Annotated in this window: 11 protein-coding genes; 2 read left to right on the top strand and 9 right to left on the bottom strand. The window is 72.7% G+C overall.

The window, feature by feature from the left end; translation table 11 throughout:
- The first annotated feature begins 63 nt into the window (after positions 1 to 63).
- The gene (locus tag BCL65_RS01200; protein ID WP_106264424.1) at positions 64 to 324 is read left to right on the top strand and encodes a hypothetical protein; all 261 of its coding nucleotides are present in this window, start codon (positions 64 to 66) and stop codon (positions 322 to 324) included.
- 18 nt (positions 325 to 342) lie between these two features.
- Here the strand turns inward: BCL65_RS01200 and BCL65_RS01195 are convergent, their stop codons facing one another.
- From BCL65_RS01195 to BCL65_RS01185, 3 genes are all read right to left on the bottom strand, one after another.
- The gene (locus BCL65_RS01195) at positions 343 to 3,072 is read right to left on the bottom strand and encodes an exo-rhamnogalacturonan lyase family protein (RefSeq protein ID WP_106264422.1); all 2,730 of its coding nucleotides are present in this window, start codon (positions 3,070 to 3,072) and stop codon (positions 343 to 345) included.
- Positions 3,073 to 3,191: 119 nt separating this feature from the next.
- Entirely contained in the window at positions 3,192 to 4,193 is a 1,002-nt protein-coding gene (locus BCL65_RS01190; protein ID WP_106264420.1) for a hydroxyacid dehydrogenase, read from the bottom strand.
- Entirely contained in the window at positions 4,190 to 6,229 is a 2,040-nt protein-coding gene (locus BCL65_RS01185) for a DUF2264 domain-containing protein (RefSeq protein WP_243400780.1), read from the bottom strand. Before BCL65_RS01185 ends, BCL65_RS01190 begins: the two co-directional genes overlap by 4 nt.
- 143 nt (positions 6,230 to 6,372) lie before the next feature.
- Between BCL65_RS01185 and BCL65_RS01180 the strand changes: the two genes are divergently transcribed.
- Positions 6,373 to 7,443: a LacI family DNA-binding transcriptional regulator gene (locus BCL65_RS01180; protein ID WP_106264417.1), complete on the top strand. Its 1,071-nt coding sequence runs from the start codon at positions 6,373 to 6,375 to the stop codon at positions 7,441 to 7,443.
- 94 nt (positions 7,444 to 7,537) lie between these two features.
- Here the strand turns inward: BCL65_RS01180 and BCL65_RS01175 are convergent, their stop codons facing one another.
- The 6 genes from BCL65_RS01175 to BCL65_RS01150 form a co-directional block, all read right to left on the bottom strand.
- Positions 7,538 to 8,830, bottom strand: a complete 1,293-nt coding sequence (locus BCL65_RS01175; protein WP_243400779.1) for an ABC transporter substrate-binding protein — start codon at positions 8,828 to 8,830, stop codon at positions 7,538 to 7,540.
- 216 nt (positions 8,831 to 9,046) lie between these two features.
- Positions 9,047 to 10,525, bottom strand: coding sequence for a dihydrolipoamide acetyltransferase family protein (locus tag BCL65_RS01170; RefSeq protein WP_106264415.1), 1,479 nt, complete (start codon positions 10,523 to 10,525; stop codon positions 9,047 to 9,049).
- A gap of 23 nt (positions 10,526 to 10,548) precedes the next feature.
- Positions 10,549 to 11,559, bottom strand: a complete 1,011-nt coding sequence (locus tag BCL65_RS01165; RefSeq protein WP_106264413.1) for an alpha-ketoacid dehydrogenase subunit beta — start codon at positions 11,557 to 11,559, stop codon at positions 10,549 to 10,551.
- Positions 11,556 to 12,722, bottom strand: coding sequence for a pyruvate dehydrogenase (acetyl-transferring) E1 component subunit alpha (gene pdhA / locus BCL65_RS01160; protein WP_181340690.1), 1,167 nt, complete (start codon positions 12,720 to 12,722; stop codon positions 11,556 to 11,558). Before pdhA ends, BCL65_RS01165 begins: the two co-directional genes overlap by 4 nt.
- 252 nt (positions 12,723 to 12,974) lie before the next feature.
- On the bottom strand, positions 12,975 to 14,012 hold the full coding sequence (locus BCL65_RS17735; RefSeq protein ID WP_125206552.1) for a hypothetical protein: 1,038 nt from the start codon (positions 14,010 to 14,012) through the stop codon (positions 12,975 to 12,977).
- A 354-nt stretch (positions 14,013 to 14,366) separates the two neighbouring features.
- Entirely contained in the window at positions 14,367 to 16,049 is a 1,683-nt protein-coding gene (locus tag BCL65_RS01150; protein WP_106264406.1) for an ABC-F family ATP-binding cassette domain-containing protein, read from the bottom strand.
- Between the last annotated feature and the right edge of the window lie 109 nt (positions 16,050 to 16,158).

The following is a 16,158-nucleotide window of genomic DNA, read 5'->3' as shown; positions in this document are numbered from 1 at the left end:
GCGCAGTGCAACCTGTCGATCAGAACCGGTGCAACCTGTCGGTCCAGTCCTTGATGAGGAGCGGTGGAGTACAGACGCCGTGTCGTCGACGATGAGTTGAGGATCGCTCTGCAGACGTCCGGGGCCGTCTTGATCGAGGGGCCGAAGGCGTGCGGCAAGACAGCGACCGCCCAGGAAGCCGCGACGGCAGTGCGCCACGACACGGATCGCCCCGCACGGGAAGCCGCGTCCGTAGCCCCCGACGCCGTGATCACGGCGACGGGGTACGGGTATCGCCGCGACGACGGTGTTCCGGTCATCCCGGTCGGGGCGCTCGGGCCCTGACGTCCCGCCGCAAGCGCCTCACAGGCGGTCTCCGACCAGCGCGAGGCACTGCATGGCCGCCAGGCCGTACTGCGCGCTGGCGTTGGTCGAGAAGTCCGCCTCGTCGACAGGGCGCAGCACGGCGGGCGGCTCGATCCGTCGCGTTCCCCAGTCGTGGTCGTCCGGGTAGCCGGCGTGACCGGTGCGCAGCTCCTGCCACGCGCGGTCCGCCAGGGCGTCGTCCTCAAGCTTCACCGCGGCGTAGGCAGTCGCCCGGGAGTACGACTGGCGGAGGTTGAGGCTGCCCCAGTGCTCCCCCGTGACCTCCGCCTGCTCCTCCCGGGAGGCGTTGTACAGGCGGCAGAACTCCACCCACTTTGCCTCGACCTCGGGCTCGTCGACCAGGTCGAGGAGCTCGGTCATGACCTCGATCAGGCCGAAGACGGAGCTGAGGCTGCCGACGGCGACCGCCTTCTCGTCGCCCGAGCTGAAGACGGCGTCGTGCAGGTTGTACGTGGTGCCGGCCTGGACCCAGCCGTTGGGCAGCGCGGCGATCGACCGCGCACTGCGTAGCAGCCGCCGCTTCGCCTCCGGGTCGCCGCGACGCTCCCACTCCGTGAGCCACGCGCCGGCGATGGCGCCCCAGTCCGTCGTGGTGCCCAGCGGCAGGGCCCGTGGGTCCGGGTCGTACTCGCCGGTCGAACCGTCGATCTTGCGCGTCGCGTTGAGCTCCAGGTACGTCCGGTCGGAGTCGACCAGCTCGCGCAGCAGGTCCCCGCAGCGCTCGTCGCCGGTGAGGTAGTAGTAGAACCTCCGGTAGTTGGCGTTGCTGATCCGAACCTGCTTGGCGCTGTCGCCCCAGTGCTGGACGTTGTGCCGGGTGCCCAAGCCCTTCCAGACCCCGAGGTGGTAGACGTCCACCTCCCCCGTGTGCCGGGTCATGGCCTCGGCGAACCGGAACGCCGCGGCGTCGCCGGTGCGCAGGTAGTGGTACCAGAGCCACATGTCCGTCGACAGCTCCGAGTTGTCCCACGCGTACCCGCCGACGTCGTACCGCCACTGGTGCCGGTCGCCGTCGTAGGAGTGCATGACGTCCCCGTAGTCCCAGAACCCGTACCAGGAGCGCTGGTCCACCTGCTCGAGGTGGTACCGGTGGATCGCGTCGAGCCGGTCCTCCAGCTCGGCCTTCGCGGCGTTCGAGCGGTCGACCGGCGTCCAGGAGCCGAACACCCCCGTGGAGTGGTTGTGCTGCGGGCTGCTCGCCAGCAGCGGTGGCGTCGCGCTGGCCTCGGCGAGCTCGGCGAACCGGGCCGGCGTGGGCGTCGCGGGCAGCGCCCAGAACATCAGCTCGGTCGTGCGGGCGACGCCGTACGGCGTGCCGAAGCCGGGCTCGTAGTCCTCGTAGGTGATGTTGAGCGCGTCGAGCTGCTCCTCGTACGTGTCCTGCCCCATGCCGTCGTGGTAGAACCGCACGTCCATGGCGTCGGCGCGGGGGGACCACATCCAGACCGTGGCCTCCGCCTCGTCGCCCGCGGCCCCGGAGATCTCGAGCTCGGTGGGGTGCAGCTGCCAGAAGTTGCGCATGCCGAAGGCGAGCCCGCCCGAGGGCGTGCCGACGTAGGCCAGGCCCGCCGAGCGGGTCCCGGCGTCGGACCGGACCCACGAATGCCCGTTCCCCGTGCGCTTGCGGATCTCGAAACCGTGCGCCGTGAGCTGGGAGAGGCTGTAGTCGCCCCAGGCGGGGATCCAGTGCAGCCGGTCCGTGACGCGGGTGTCCCACGTGCTGGGGTCCGGCAGGGCCCGACCGTCGACCTGCGCGGCCCGCACCGCCTCCCCGGGGTCGCGCCGCAGCCCGGTGATCCCTCGGACCGCCTCGGCGAGGACGCCGCCGTCCGTGCCGGCGAGGCGGACGTGCCGGTCGTAGAGCTCCCCGCGCATCGGGACGGTGAACCGCACCCCCAGGCTGCGGACGAAGTCGCGCTCCTCGTCACCGTCGTAGAAGAAGGTGTGGACCAGCCGGATGCCGTCCGAGCCGGCGAACAACGCGAACCGCAGCACGAAGGGCAGCCACTCGCGCGCCCCGCGGCGGTGCTTGCCCTCCACCTTGATCACGGCCCGGACCGGGCCGGCCTGCTCGACCGTGACGTCCTCGACCGTGCCGTCGAAGTCTTCGTACCGCACGCTGCGCGGGTCGTCCGTGTCGGCGGCGTCCTGCCGCGAGGCGACGAGCCGCCCGTGACGGGCGATCACCTCGCCGTCCCGGGTGATCGTGCGCACGACGCGTTGGCCGTGACGCGCGAAGACGACCTCGATGGTCCCCGTGTCGACGACGACCCGGTCGTGCCGCTCGGAGACGACGACGGCCACCTCCGGCCGTGCGGGTCGGCCGGGCCCGAGCCGGTACGACGCGGCCCGTGGGGCGTCGCCGCTCACCGCGTGCGCCGTCCACTTCACCGAGCCGTCGGGCCACCAGGCGGTCGGCCACGTCTGGAGCGGGACGTCCTCGCCGGTGGTGGCCGTCAGGGCGAACCGCTGGTTGGTCCCGAGCGCACCCCGCGGCCAGGGCACGCCCCACGTGGTCCCGGCGGCGAGCGCCGCGGGCGTGCCCTCCAGCCACCGCACGTCGACGGGGTCGTGACCCGTGAGGTCTGGCGTGGCGGCGGCCTGCGCCGCCACCGGCGAGGCCTGGGCGGCCTGTGACCCGAGCGCGGTGGCGGCGCCTGCGGTCAGGGCGCTGGTCAGGACGGTTCGGCGACTGACGTCGGCCATGGTGGTCACTCCTTCGTGACGGGTTGTCGTGCCCCTCGATGGACACCCTCAGGGTGGGAGGTCCGTGGCGGCCCCGCGGTCAAACGATCAAAACCGGACGCGGCCAGGTGGACGGCACGTCAGGCCGTCCGGGCCAGGTGCTCGGGCCGGACGGGATGCGCGAGTCCCCGGCCCGCGGCCAGCCGCTCCACCTCCGCGACGGCGCTGTCCCCGAGCCGGCGCAGCTCGTTGCCCGACGACCCGGCGACGTGCGGCGTCAGCAACGCACCGGGCGCCCCGTACAACGGGTGGTCCGCGGGCAGCGGCTCCGGGTCCGTGACGTCGAGGATCGCCCGCAGCCTGCCGGCGAGCACCTCGGACGTGAGCGCGGCGGTGTCGACCAGCTGCCCGCGTCCCGTGTTGAGCAGCGTGCTGTGGTCGCGCAGGAGCGCGAGCTCACGCCCACCGATCATGCGGTACGTCTCGGGCAGCGCGGGGGCGTGCAGGGAGACGACGTCGGACCGGCGCAGCAGCTCGTCGAGCCCGACGGCGGTGGCCCCCAGGGAGCGCGCCTCCGCGGCGTCGACGAACGGGTCGTGCAGCAGCACGTCCGTGTCGAACGGCGCGAGCAGCTCCAGGACCTGGCGGCCGGTGCGCGAGGCACCGACGAGGCCGACCACCAGCCCGTTGTTCCCGTGCGGCGGCAGGTGCCAACCGGTGAAGGACCGATGCCGGTCGAACGCCGCCGCCGACTCGAGCACCCGCTTGCCGGCCAGGAGGATCATCGCGAGCGTGTACTCCGCGACCGGTCGGGCGTTCGCCGTCGCGGCGCTGGAGACGTCGATCCCCCGCGTCCAGACCTCCTCGGTGACGAACTTCTTCACCGACCCGGCCGCGTGCACCACCGCGCGCAACCGCGGCGCGCGGGCCAACAGCTCCGCGTCGAGACGAGGCGCTCCCCAACCGGTCACCAGGACCTCGACGTCGCGCAGCACACGGTCGACGCCCTCGCCGTCGGCGGCCGTGACGGCCTCCGGGGCGACGTCCGCCACCGCCACGAGGCGATCGCGGGCCGTGGCGTCGAACAGGTCGGGCAGGAGCTCGGGCTGTCGCAGCGCGAAGGCGGCACGCAGACGTCTCATGCGTCGGCCGCGTCGGTCACGGAGAGGGTGTCGACCCGACCGTCCCGCCACACGACGTGGACCTCGCCCTCGTCGTGCCGCACCTCGGTCACCGCGTCGACGTCGCGCACCCACGGGGTGCCGCGCCCGCTGAGCACGACGAGCGCCGCCGAGACGTCGCCGGGGCCGACCGTGGACCGGCTGCGCACCCACGGGGTCACGGACGCCTCCCCGTACGGGTCGGCACCGGTGCGGAAGGTCGTGCCGGCGCGGTCGAGGCCCCGCAGCCCGCGGACCAGCGACGAGGTGCCGTCCTGCCGGGTCACCCGCACCCAGTCCACGTCGGTCTCGACGTGCAGGTCCCGGCCGCGCCCCGCCGCGAGCGGCCAGCCGCCGACGTGCACGTGCCAGGGTCCGAGGTCGGCCGGCCAGGCCGCCTCCGCGTCCAGGGCGGCGGCGGGGACCGGGGTCGCGGGCGGCAGCCCGACGGCGGCACGCACCGGGTCCCACCAGGCGAGCCGCACCTCGAACCGGCCACGGACGACCGCCGCCGTGGTCACGAACGGTCCGCGTCGCATCGAGGACCACACCGCCGCGTCGCTCGGCCGGCCGCCCGGCAGGTCGAGCCAGTGCACGCGCGACCTGGAGACGGCGACGTCCTCGGACAGCCGGACCCGGTCGATGCCGTCGCGGTGCGACGGGGCCCCCGAACCGTCGAGCAGCGCGACATGTGACTCGACGGGCGCCGCGACGGCGTCGGTCGTCAGTTGCGGCGACGTCACGTTGGAGTAGCCCGACCGGCGGTAGAACGGGTCGTCGGCACGCTGCTGCACGACCGGTTCGAGCAACCGGTCCGACCCGTGGTTCAGGACCCGGACGATGCCGTCGCCCGGCGTCGTGGACACCAGCCAGCCCGGCACGGGCAGGGCGGTGACGCGGTCCTCCGCCCACGACGGCGGCAGCTCGGGCGCGGCCGTCCACACCGGGTCGTCGGCGTCGAGCAGCAGCCCGAGGAAGCCCTTGCTCGCCCAGTACGGCGACGAGCCGCCGCTGTAGAGCTGACGCACGCCGTCGTACCGGTGGTGCCACCCCGTGGTGAGGAGCCCACGCTCGTCGACGGACCCCGCGGCCGCGAAGTGCTCAGCGACGGCGGAGGTGATCGCCCGCGTCGCACCCGGTGGCAGCGGCGTCGAGCCCGCGAGCGCCCCGGCCCAGAAGGGCGCCAGCATCGCGAACCGGTAGGTGATCGACCTTCCCTGGAGCACGGGCGCGCCGGTCGGGCCGACGAGGTGCTGCGCCTGCCCGAGGTAGGCGTGCAGCCGCTCCGCGTGCCGTTGATCCAGCGGACGGCCCTCGATCCGCGCGTGCAGCAGCGGGTACAGGTGCCACGCCCATCCCGCGTAGTAGTCGAACGACTGGCGCCGCCCGTCGCGTCCGCGGCCGTCGGAGTACCAGCCGTCTCCCACGTAGAGGCCCTCGGCGAGCTCCTCGTTGCGGTCGAGGTCGGCCTGGTCCCACGGGCCGCCGACCGAGGCGAGGAACGCCTCGACCACGTTCTGGAACCAGACCCAGTTGTTGCGGTAGCCGCTGGTGCCGACGATGCCCGCCAACCAGTCGACGACGTGGCCGCGGGTGGCGTCGTCGAGCCGGTCCCAGAGCCACGGGCGCGTCTCGGACAGCCCGATCGCGACGGATGCCGCCTCGACGACGGCCTGCCGACGCTCGTCGATCCGGGGCCACCGCTCGGCGCCGGCGGGATCGGTACCGTGCCGCAGCCCCTCGGCATAGCGTTCGAGCAGCGCGTGCGGGTCGGCCCCCTGCTCGCCCCGCACGCGGAACGCCGCGAGGAGGAACGTGCGCGCGAACCCCTCGAGCCCGTCGCTCCAGGCTCCCGAGGCGCTGGTGGGCCCCGGCAGCCGGATCAGGGAGCGCCCCGACGACGCGTACGGCTCGACGGCGGCGAGCAGCCTGTCGGCCGTGGCGAGCCAGTGCTGCCGCTCCCACCGTCGGGTCGGCTCCAGTGCCGCGGTGACCACCGCTGTCGTTGCATCCGTCACGTCGGCATCCTGCGTGCGTGCGGAGCCGATGTCGTCCGCTCGGACATTTTCGATCAGCCGCCCACCGTCCGCGCTACAGTCCTGGGGTCCGGACCGCCACGAGACCACGGCGCGCGACCGACGTCGACGGAGACGGGAGATCCATGCACCTGCCCCGCGCACGGCACGAGTACCTGCTGCGTGAGATCGCGCTGCGCGGCAGCGTCCGCTCCGGCGAGGCCGCGACCCACCTGGGCGTCTCCGAGGTGACCGTCCGCCGCGACATCATCGAGCTCGACCGCGCGGGCCGGCTCGCGCGGGTGCACGGCGGCGCGATCGCGCTCAGCGCGAACCGTGGGCCGCAGGCGGCGCGAGCTCTCGTCGGGCTGGTCGTGCCGAGCACCACCGCTCACTTCCCCGACGTCGTGCGCGGTATGGAGGCCCTCGCTCCCGCGCTCCGCGTCCGCCTCGTCCTCGGTGTCTCCCACTACCGCCCCGAGGTGGAGGCCACCCAGGTCGACCGCCTGCTCTCTCTCGGTGCCACGGCGCTGGCCGTCGCCCCCACCACTCGTGGGCGGACCTCGGAGGAGCTCGCCGCCTGGCTGCGATCGATCCCCGTACCCGTCGTGCTCGTCGAACGGCGGATCGACGGCACCACGAGCCTCAGCGAGCTCGACCTCGTACGGACGGACCACGCCCACGGTGCCGTGGTGGCCGTCGAGCACCTGCACGGGCTCGGTCACCGGCAGGTAGCCGTCGCCGTCTACGACCGCACGCCGACCGCACGCCACGTGCGGGACGGCTTCACGACCGCCGTCGAGCGCCTCGGCCTGGTCGCCGGGCCGGACGTCTCGTTGTCCAAGGGCGACGACGACCCCGCGAGGCTGCGTGCCGAGCTCGAGTCGTTCCTGGACGACTGCCTCGCGACAGGGACGCGCGCCGCGTTCGTGCACACCGACGACCATGCGGCCCGCCTGCTCGAGGTCGCGCTCGACCGGGGGGTCACAGTGCCGGACGACTTCGCCGTCGTCGCTTACGACGACGAGAACGCCGAGCTCGCGGCGGTGCCGCTCACCACCGTCACCCCGCCCCGACGCGAGCTCGGTCGCGAGGCGCTGCGGCTCCTCGTCGACCGGCTCACCGAGGACGGCGGCGACCGGCGGCCCCCGCGGCACGTCGAGCTGCTCCCCCGGCTCACCGTCCGGGAGTCGTGCGGGGCCGTCGCCGCGGTCTGAGCGGCACCTCGGCATCTCGACGCGCAGCCGGCAGCGCAGTGGCCGCCGGCACGGGATCAGGGCCCGTGCCGGCGGCCACGTCTCGTGGGTCGCCCTATCCCAGCAGGTCGGTGCCGGCGAGGAAGAACTGCTCGACACCGTCCTCGACGGACAGGGCACCGAAGCCGATGTCTTGAGCGATGCGGGTGAACTCCGCCTCGACGGCACCCGCACCTTGGGGCGGCGGCGCGGGGGCGTCGATCGCCGTGGCCTCGACCGACTCCCAGTACGCCAGGATCTCCTGGTCGAGGCCCTCCGCCTGGATCCCCTCGCGCGCGCCGGCCGAGATAGGCACACCGCGGGACATCTCGAAGATCTCCTCGACGGCCGGGTCGTTCGTGAGGAAGTCGATGAACTCCGCCGTGACCTCCGGGTGCTCGGTCTGGGCCGACATCGACAGCTGCAGACCGGGCTTGAGGTAGACGCCCCGGTTCGCCGGGTCGTCGGCGGGGACGCCCGTCATCGAGAACTCGTCGCCGCCGGTGCCCTCGGTGAAGCGCACCAGAAAGTTGTAGAAGCTGATCTCGCTGGCGGTGTACTGCGCGCTCAGCGGGTCGCTCTCGATCTGCTCGGCCCTGCCCGGGTCCATGAACCCGCCGTTCGCGAACAGTGGCGCCGCCCGGCCCCACCAGGCCGCCAGGTCCGCCTCGGTGAAGCCGAACCCACCGTCCTCGGCGTACAGCGACTTGCCCTGCTGCAGCAGCCAGATCTCGAAGACGGACCAGATCTGCACGTACTGGACCGACCCTTCGATCCGGGGGTCGGCGTCGGCACCCGCCGCGCCGACCTCGCCCAGGAACGCGTCGTACTCGTCCCAGGTGAGGTCACCCGACGGCACGTCCACACCCACCTGGTCCAGCAGGTCGTTGTTGAAGAAGGTCCCGAGGATCGTCGTCTGCGTGGGGATGCCGTAGATCTGGTCGTCGATCTTCGTCGCCGGCATCACCGACTCCGGGAACGAGGAGATGTCGATCTGCTCGCCCACGTACTGGTCGAGCGGCTGGATCTGTCCCGTCGCGCCGTACTGCCGCAGGTAGGCGACGTCCATCTGGAAGACGTCCGGCAGAGCGCCGCCGGCCGCTTCGGTGTTGCGTGCCGTCCAGTAGTCACCCCAGCCGGCGTACGACGTCTGGATCGTCACCCCGGGATTCTGCTCCTCGAAGAGGTCGATCGCCTCCTCGTACCGGTCGGCGCGGGTCGCGTCACCCCACCACGCGAACGTGATCGTCGCCGCGCCGTCGTCGCCGGCGTCTCCGTCGGCCCCGCCCGCACAGCCGGTGAGCGCCAGCGCGCTCGCGGCGAGGACGGCGGTGCCCCCGCGCACCCGTCGACCAGTCATGGTCACCATGTGTGCCTCCTTGCGCACGTGTGCCGTCGGTCGACGGCGTCCTGGCCCCGATGCTGGCAGCCCGAGGGAGCGCCGGAGGACGAGCGGACAAAAACGTGCACGCCCCCGTCACCGTCACCGTCACCGTGCCGAACGTCGTGGTCCGGACCGCTTTGGCGCGCCACAGCGGTCCGGACCACGACGTTCGGCACGCAGGGGTGGTGGACGGCGGGGCGGTCAGCCCCAGACGAGCCCGTGGGCCGGGTCCTCCAGCACGCGCGCGACGTCGGACAGGAAGCGCGAGCCGAGCTCGCCGTCGACCAGCCGGTGGTCGAAGCTCAGCGCGAGCTGGGTGACCCAGCGCGGCTTGACCTTGCCCTTGTGCACCCAGGGCTGCTGCCGGATGGCGCCGAAGGCCAGGATGCCGGCCTCGCCGGGGTTGAGGATCGGCGTGCCGGTGTCGATGCCGAAGACCCCCACGTTGGTGATCGTGAAGGTGCCGTCGGACATGTCGGCCGGGCTGGTGCGCCCCGCCCGGGCCGTCGCCGTCAGCTCGGCAAGCGCACGGGCGAGCGGCAGCAGCTCGTGGCGGTGCGCGTCCTTGACGTTGGGCACCACGAGCCCGCGGGGGGTCGCCGCCGCGATCCCCAGGTTCACGTAGTGCTTGTAGACGATCTCGCGGGCCTCGTCGTCCCAGCTCGCGTTGATCTCGGGGTGGCGCTTGATCGCCAGCAGCGCCGCCTTGGCGGCGATCAGCAGCGGGGTCACCCGCACGTCGGCGAAGTCCCGGTCGGCCTTGAGCTTCTCGACGAGCTTCATGGTCCGGGTGACGTCGACCGTCCGGAACACGGTGACGTGCGGGGCGGTGAACGCGCTGGCCACCATCACCTCGGCGGTGCGCTTGCGTACCGACTTGACCGGCACGCGCGTCTGGCGGCCGTCGTTCGTGACGGACCCCGAGGCGAGCCACGGCTGGTCGTCGTCCGGGTAGGTCGCGAGCGTCCGCGGCTCGGCGGCGTCCGCGCGGGCCACGACGTCCTCGCGCGTGACGATCCCGCCGGGGCCGGTCGGCTGCACGGAGGCCAGGTCGACGCCCAGGTCCTTGGCGAGCTTGCGCACGGGCGGCTTGGCGAGCACCCGGATCCGGCCGGCCGGCGTCGTGCCCGACGACGCGGCACCGGCGCCGTCGACGGCGGCGGGGACGCTCATCATCGGCTTGGCGATACCCGGCGTCCGCTCCGGGGCCGACGACGGGGCCGGTGCAGGGGCCGGTGCAGGGGCCGGCTTCGAGGCGGCGGTAGCCGGTGCTGCCGGTTCCTCGGCGCGCCGACGGCGGCGGCGCGACCCGGCAGCGGCGTCGCCCGTCCCGTAGCCCACGAGCACCGACCCGGAACCTTCGCCGTTCGTCGATCCGCCGGACGAGTCACCCGGCGAGGCCGGCGCACCGGACGGTGCGGGCTCGGACGCGGAGGCGTCCGCGGAGCCGACCTCGATGATCGGGGTGCCGACGTCGACAGTGGTGCCCTCCTCGGCGAGCAGGGCCACGACCGTCCCGGCGAACGGCGACGGCAGCTCGACCAGGGACTTGGCGGTCTCGATCTCGACGATGACGTCGTTGACCGCGACGGTGTCGCCGACGGCGACCTTCCACTCGACGATCTCCGCCTCGGTCAGTCCCTCGCCGACGTCCGGGAGGGGGAAGCGCTGGGTGCTCATCGGTCTCCTCGTTCGCGGGCCGGTCAGTGCGCCAGGGCGCGGTCGACGGCGTCGAGGACGCGGTCGGTGCTCGGCAGGTAGTCGTGCTCGATCTTGGCCACGGGGTACGGCGTGTGGAACCCGCCGACCCGCAGCACGGGCGCCTCGAGGGAGTAGAAGCACTCCTCGGTGACGCGGGCGGCGAGCTCGGCACCGGCGCCGAAGAACGTCGGGGCCTCGTGCACGACGACGCAGCGCCCGGTCCGGCGCACCGAGTCCACCACGGCGGGCACGTCCATCGGCGACAGCGACCGCAGGTCGACGACCTCTGCGCTGGTGCCCTCGGCAGCCAGCGCGTCGGCGGCCGACAGCGCGGTGGCGACGGTCGGGCCGTACGCGACCAGCGTCACGTCCGTGCCGGCCCGGGCGATCCGGGCCTGGCCCAGCGGGTCCGGTGTGCCGCCGTCGGACGTGGCCGTCGCGACGGGGCTGTCCAGGTCGACCTCGCCCTTGGACCAGTACCGGCCCTTGGGCTCGAAGAAGAGCACCGGGTCGGGCGAGACGACGGCGGCGCGGATCATGTCGTACGCGTCCTGCGGCGTCGCGGGGGACACCACGCGGAGGCCCGGCGTGTGGGCGAACAGCGCCTCGGGCGACTCGGAGTGGTGCTCGATGGCACCGATGCCGCCGCCGTACGGGATCCGGACGACCACGGGCAGCCGGATCGCGCCGCGCGAGCGGTAGTGCAGCTTGGCGAGCTGGGTGGTGATCTGGTCGTAGGCGGGGAACACGAACCCGTCGAACTGGATCTCGCAGATCGGCCGGTAGCCGCGCATCGCCAGGCCGATCGCCGTGCCGACGATCCCCGACTCCGCGAGCGGCGTGTCCACGACCCGGTGCTCGCCGAAGTCCTTCTGCAGGCCGTCGGTGATGCGGAAGACGCCGCCGAGCCGGCCCACGTCCTCGCCCATGATCATCACGTGGTCGTCCGCCTCCAGCGAGGCGCGCAGCCCGGCCGTGAGGGCCTTCGCGAAGGTCATCGTCTGCGTGCTCATCGGGCGGCCTCCCTGCTGCTGTCCCGCTCGTCCTGGGCGGTGTCGTGCTCGTACGCCTCGAACCAGGCGCGCTCGGCCTCCACCTGGGAGTGGGGCGTCGCGTAGACGTGCTCGAACATCGACGTCGACGCCGGGTCCTCGAGGGCGCGGAGGTCGGCACGGAGTCGCTCGGCGAGCGAGTCGGCCTGCGCCTCGACGTCGGCCGCCCACGCGTCGTCCCACCGGTCCTCGGCACGCAGGAGCGCGGCGAGCCGGTCGATCGGGTCGCGCAGCGCCCACTCCTCCTCCTCGGCGCGCTCGCGGTAGCGCGTCGGGTCGTCCGACGTCGTGTGCGCGCCCATGCGGTACGTGTACGCCTCGACGAACGTGGGCCCGCCGCCGGTGCGGGCGCGTTCCAGCGCCTCGGCCATCACCGCGTACGAGGCCAGGACGTCGTTGCCGTCCACGCGCACGCCGGGGATGCCGAAGCCCTCGCCGCGCTTGTACAGCGGCACACGCGTCTGCCGCGACGTCGGCTCCGAGATGGCCCACTGGTTGTTCTGGCAGAAGAACACCACGGGGGCGTTGTTCACGGCGGCGAAGACGAGCGCCTCGTTGACGTCGCCCTGGCTCGAGGCGCCGTCGCCGAAGTAGGTCACGACGGCGGTGTCCCGCTGCGGGTCGCCGGTGCCGACCAGCCCGTCGCGCTGCACGCCGAGCGCGTAGCCCGTGGCGTGCAGGGTCTGCGAGCCGAGGACGAGGGTGTTGAGGTGCACGTTGTGGTCGGCCGGGTCCCAGCCGCCGTGCTCGGTGCCGCGGTAGATGCGCAGCCGGTCGACGGGGTCGACGCCGCGGACCTGCAGCACGCCGTGCTCCCGGTAGGAGGGGAACACGAAGTCCTGCGGGTGCAGCGCGTGCCCGGAGCCGACCTGGGCGGCCTCCTGGCCACGACCCTGCGGGTACAGGCCCAGCTCGCCCTGGCGCTGCAGCGCCGTCGACTCGTCGTCGAACCGTCGGGTCAGCACCATGTCGCGGTACATCGCCCGCAGCTCGTCGGTGCCGAGGTGGGCCGCGCGGTCGCGGTAGGCCGCGGCCTGCTCACCGTCGGTGCGGCGGCCGTCCGGGGCGACGAGCTGCACGAGGTCCTCCTCGGCTGCCGCGCCCTGAGAGGCGTCGGGGTTCACACGGTCTCCTTCCCTGACGGGCGGCTGCGCCGCGTCGAGGTCCGGTGCCCGTGTCTCGAGCAGGTGCCGAACCTACGCCTTCGTAGCCTACGCAAGCGTAGGTTGTCGGCACCCGGTCCTGGCTCCCGGTGCGGCGGCCAACGCTCACCCCCGGCCTTTGGAGGATTCCTCCAACAGCGACATCTGGCAGGCGCCGGGACGATGTCCCACCGCCCGCACATCATTCCTCCGTCAGCGTTCCGCCTAGGACCGTCATGCCGGACGGCCGCGGCCCTCCATAGCCCTCTCGAACCGACTCTGCAGCCGCGCAAAGGGGAGGGCGAATCGCACCAGGGCACGCATCGGTCCCGAGCCGCAGGCGCCGATTGCAGCGACGACCCAGAGCACGGCAAAGGCGGCGGCCGCCGCTACGAAACGGCCCTCCTCGGGCCCGGTGACGACCCCCACGCGTGCGGCCGCGCCGACGCCCGAAACGATCCATGACAACGTCAAGAGTCCCACAAAGCAATAGATCCACCCTCGCCACTGAGTGCACAAGGCCAGTGACGCTGTCGCCAGGATGCCTACTACTCCCACTGCTGCCCCGAAAATCAGTGCGGCGGTCACCTGCCAGACTAGATTCATATGCCCCGAGCCAATTCCAGCATTCGAGGCTTCGGGCCACGTGGCAACAGCGATAGCCAGCCCGCTCGCCAACGGAATCGACAAGGCATAGATCCACGCTGCCCGCTGGGATTCCCCTGCGGCTGCTCGTTGCCGACCGGCCGCAACGGCAACTTCGCCCGAGCGCATGCTTTCTCGCGCCGAACGCGCAACCTGCGTCACTCTCTCCAGACGAAGGCATTCGACGAACATCCAGGCCGCGACCACCAAGGCGAGAGCTCCGACTGGCACCTCTGCTGCGCTTCCTCTCACGAGGTTGAACGCCAGTCCACTGCACATGCCCGCCAGGACTAGCACGACAAGCCACTGGAACGCTCCGAACCTCTCGATTTGAAGTAGTTCACGAGCGACACGCATGTCATAGACCTCCCTGTCCTCGACTGCGGCGGCGAGCTGCGCTGCCCGTACTGAACTTCGGTCCAGGACGACTGCAACAGCGATAGAAATGGCAGCGACGACGGAGAGAAAGCCAATCGCGGCAGCAACGTCGATCCCTTTGAGGCTCAGGAAGGCGAATGCACCAAGAATGGTGTTGGCCAGGGAAGGAGGATCCGCCTCTCGGCCAGGACGCGCCACGAGCTGAACGGCGAGGCCGACAACCAGAGCCCCGAGAAATGCGGCCATCACCGCTCGGACGATCAAGCCGGCGGATACGTCAGACCTACGCAGGTCTCGAGCCAAACACACATCGCACAGCACGGAGCTCGAACCGTTGTCCAGTACTGGACGGAGTTCTCCTGCAAGGCCCCCGCCTTCGGCACCGCACACTCCACAGCTCCGGGTCTTTGCAGCCGCTTCGGACTGCACCGGCCTGCGCAAGCCAAGAACGATCAGCACGACGCCTATGGGCACCCACACTCTATTGAGCCTCACGCACCGCAACCCTAGCCACCTGCGTGCGAGTGACGCGGAGGGCACGCCCTGTGCTCTATTGCGAGCTTCGTCGCGGCAGCCGCCATCGGTCGTCCGATGCTTTGTGCCCTACCGCCTGACCTCGGCCAGCGCTCCGTCCCGCCCCAGCGCCAGCTCCGCCGTCAGCCCGACCCGCTCCAGGAACGATCGGTCGTGGCTCACCACGAGCAGGCCGCCGCGGTACGCGGCCAGCGCCTGCACGAGCTGGTCGACGCTGGCCAGGTCCAGGTTGTTCGTCGGTTCGTCCAGCACCAGGAGCTGGGCCGGCGGGTCGGCCAGCAAGAGGCTCGCCAGGGCCACCCGGAACCGCTCGCCGCCGGAGAGGGTCCGCACCGGCCGGTCGACCTGGTCGCCGCGCACCAGGAACCGCGCCAGACGGTTGCGCAGCTCGCCCGGCACGACGTGCGGCGCCCGGCGCCGGACCTCGTCCAGCACCGTCGCGGCGTCGTCCAGCCCGTCCAGCCGCTGGGGCAGGTAGCCCACGCGCTCGGTGAGCCGCTGCGCCGTGGCCCGCGGGGCGCCGTCGGGCCCGGCCCCGCATGGCCCGACGGCGCCCGGGCTGGACGCGCCGGTGCCGACCAGCTGCTCGAGCAGCGTCGTCTTGCCGACGCCGTTCGGGCCGGTCAGCGCGACGCGCTCGGGTCCGGCGAGGACGACCTCGCGGCCGTCGGCCCCGCGCAGGACGGCGAGGCGGCGACCGGCGGGTACGTCAGGATCGGGGAGGTCGACGACGATGCGGTCGTCGTCGCGCACGGCACGCTCCGCGGTGGCCACGGCGTCGCGGGCCCGTGACTCGGCCTCGGCGGCGGCGCCGCGACGGGCCCCCTGCGACTTCTCGGCAGCGTTGCGCCGGTCGTCCACCACGGCCTTGACGTACTTCCGGTTAGCCACGTCCTTGCGGCCCTGGCGCTCGGAGTGGGCGATGCGCTCCTGGACCTCGATGCGCTGCCGCTTCTCGCGCCGGAGCCGCTGCTCGGCGTCGCGCAACGTCGAGCGCGCAGCCTCCTGCTGCACCGCCAGCCACTCCTGGTACTGCGCGTAGGTACCGCCGAACGTGCTCAGTCCGCCCGTGCGCAGCTCCGCCGTCGCGTCCACGAGCTCGAGCAGCTCGCGGTCGTGCGACACCACGACCAGGGCGCCGCGCCAGGTCCGCACCAGCTCGTGCAGGCGCTCGCGGGCACGGCCGTCGAGGTTGTTCGTCGGCTCGTCGAGCAGCACCACGTCGGCCGCCCGGAGCCGGATGCCCGTGACGGCGGTCAGCACGGCCTCGCCGCCGGACAGCGTGCCGACGCGGCGGTCGAGCACCCCACCCGGCGACGAGCCGGCCGACGCCGCGGCAGAGGACCCCGCGAGGACGTCGGCCGCGTCGAGCGCGGCGACCGCCCGCTCCTCCAGGTCCCACCCGTCGGAGCCGACGACGTCGAACAGCTCGGGGCGGACGTCGCCGTCGGCGATGGCGCGCACGGCGTCGACCACGTGCCGCACCCCGAGCAGGTCGGCGACGGTCGCGTCCGTGTCCAACGTGATCCGCTGGGGCAGGTGGTCGACGGTGCCGGCGACGGTGACCGAGCCGGAGGTGGGGGTCAGCCGGCCGGCGATCAGGCGCAGCAGGGTCGACTTGCCGGTGCCGTTGAGGCCGACCAGCCCGGTACGGCCCGTGGCGAAGGCGCCGGACACGCCGGCGATCGGGGTGGCCCCGTCGGGCCAGGAGAAGGTGAGGTCGTGCAGGACGACGGCGGGAGTAGTGGGCACAGGAGCTCCGAGGGACGCTGCGGCGTGCGCCGACGTCGTCCACCGCCAGGAGGTGCACCGGTCCGGGTGCGGGCGAGCAGAGGTCAGCGCGAGGTCGAGGGACCGCCGT

The organism is Isoptericola halotolerans (assembly GCF_003003075.1).
Classification (GTDB): domain Bacteria; phylum Actinomycetota; class Actinomycetes; order Actinomycetales; family Cellulomonadaceae; genus Isoptericola; species Isoptericola halotolerans_A.
This window is presented reverse-complemented; position numbering and strand designations above follow the sequence as displayed.

Excerpts from the sequence above, each read along its gene's own strand:
- BCL65_RS01195 (WP_106264422.1), bottom strand. The coding sequence starts at position 3,072 with ATGGCCGACGTCAGTCGCCGAACCGTCCTGACCAGCGCCCTGACCGCA.
- BCL65_RS01190 (WP_106264420.1), bottom strand. The coding sequence starts at position 4,193 with ATGAGACGTCTGCGTGCCGCCTTCGCGCTGCGACAGCCCGAGCTCCTG.
- BCL65_RS01180 (WP_106264417.1), top strand. The coding sequence starts at position 6,373 with ATGCACCTGCCCCGCGCACGGCACGAGTACCTGCTGCGTGAGATCGCG.
- BCL65_RS01175 (WP_243400779.1), bottom strand. The coding sequence starts at position 8,830 with ATGGTGACCATGACTGGTCGACGGGTGCGCGGGGGCACCGCCGTCCTC.
- BCL65_RS01170 (WP_106264415.1), bottom strand. The coding sequence starts at position 10,525 with ATGAGCACCCAGCGCTTCCCCCTCCCGGACGTCGGCGAGGGACTGACC.
- BCL65_RS01165 (WP_106264413.1), bottom strand. The coding sequence starts at position 11,559 with ATGAGCACGCAGACGATGACCTTCGCGAAGGCCCTCACGGCCGGGCTG.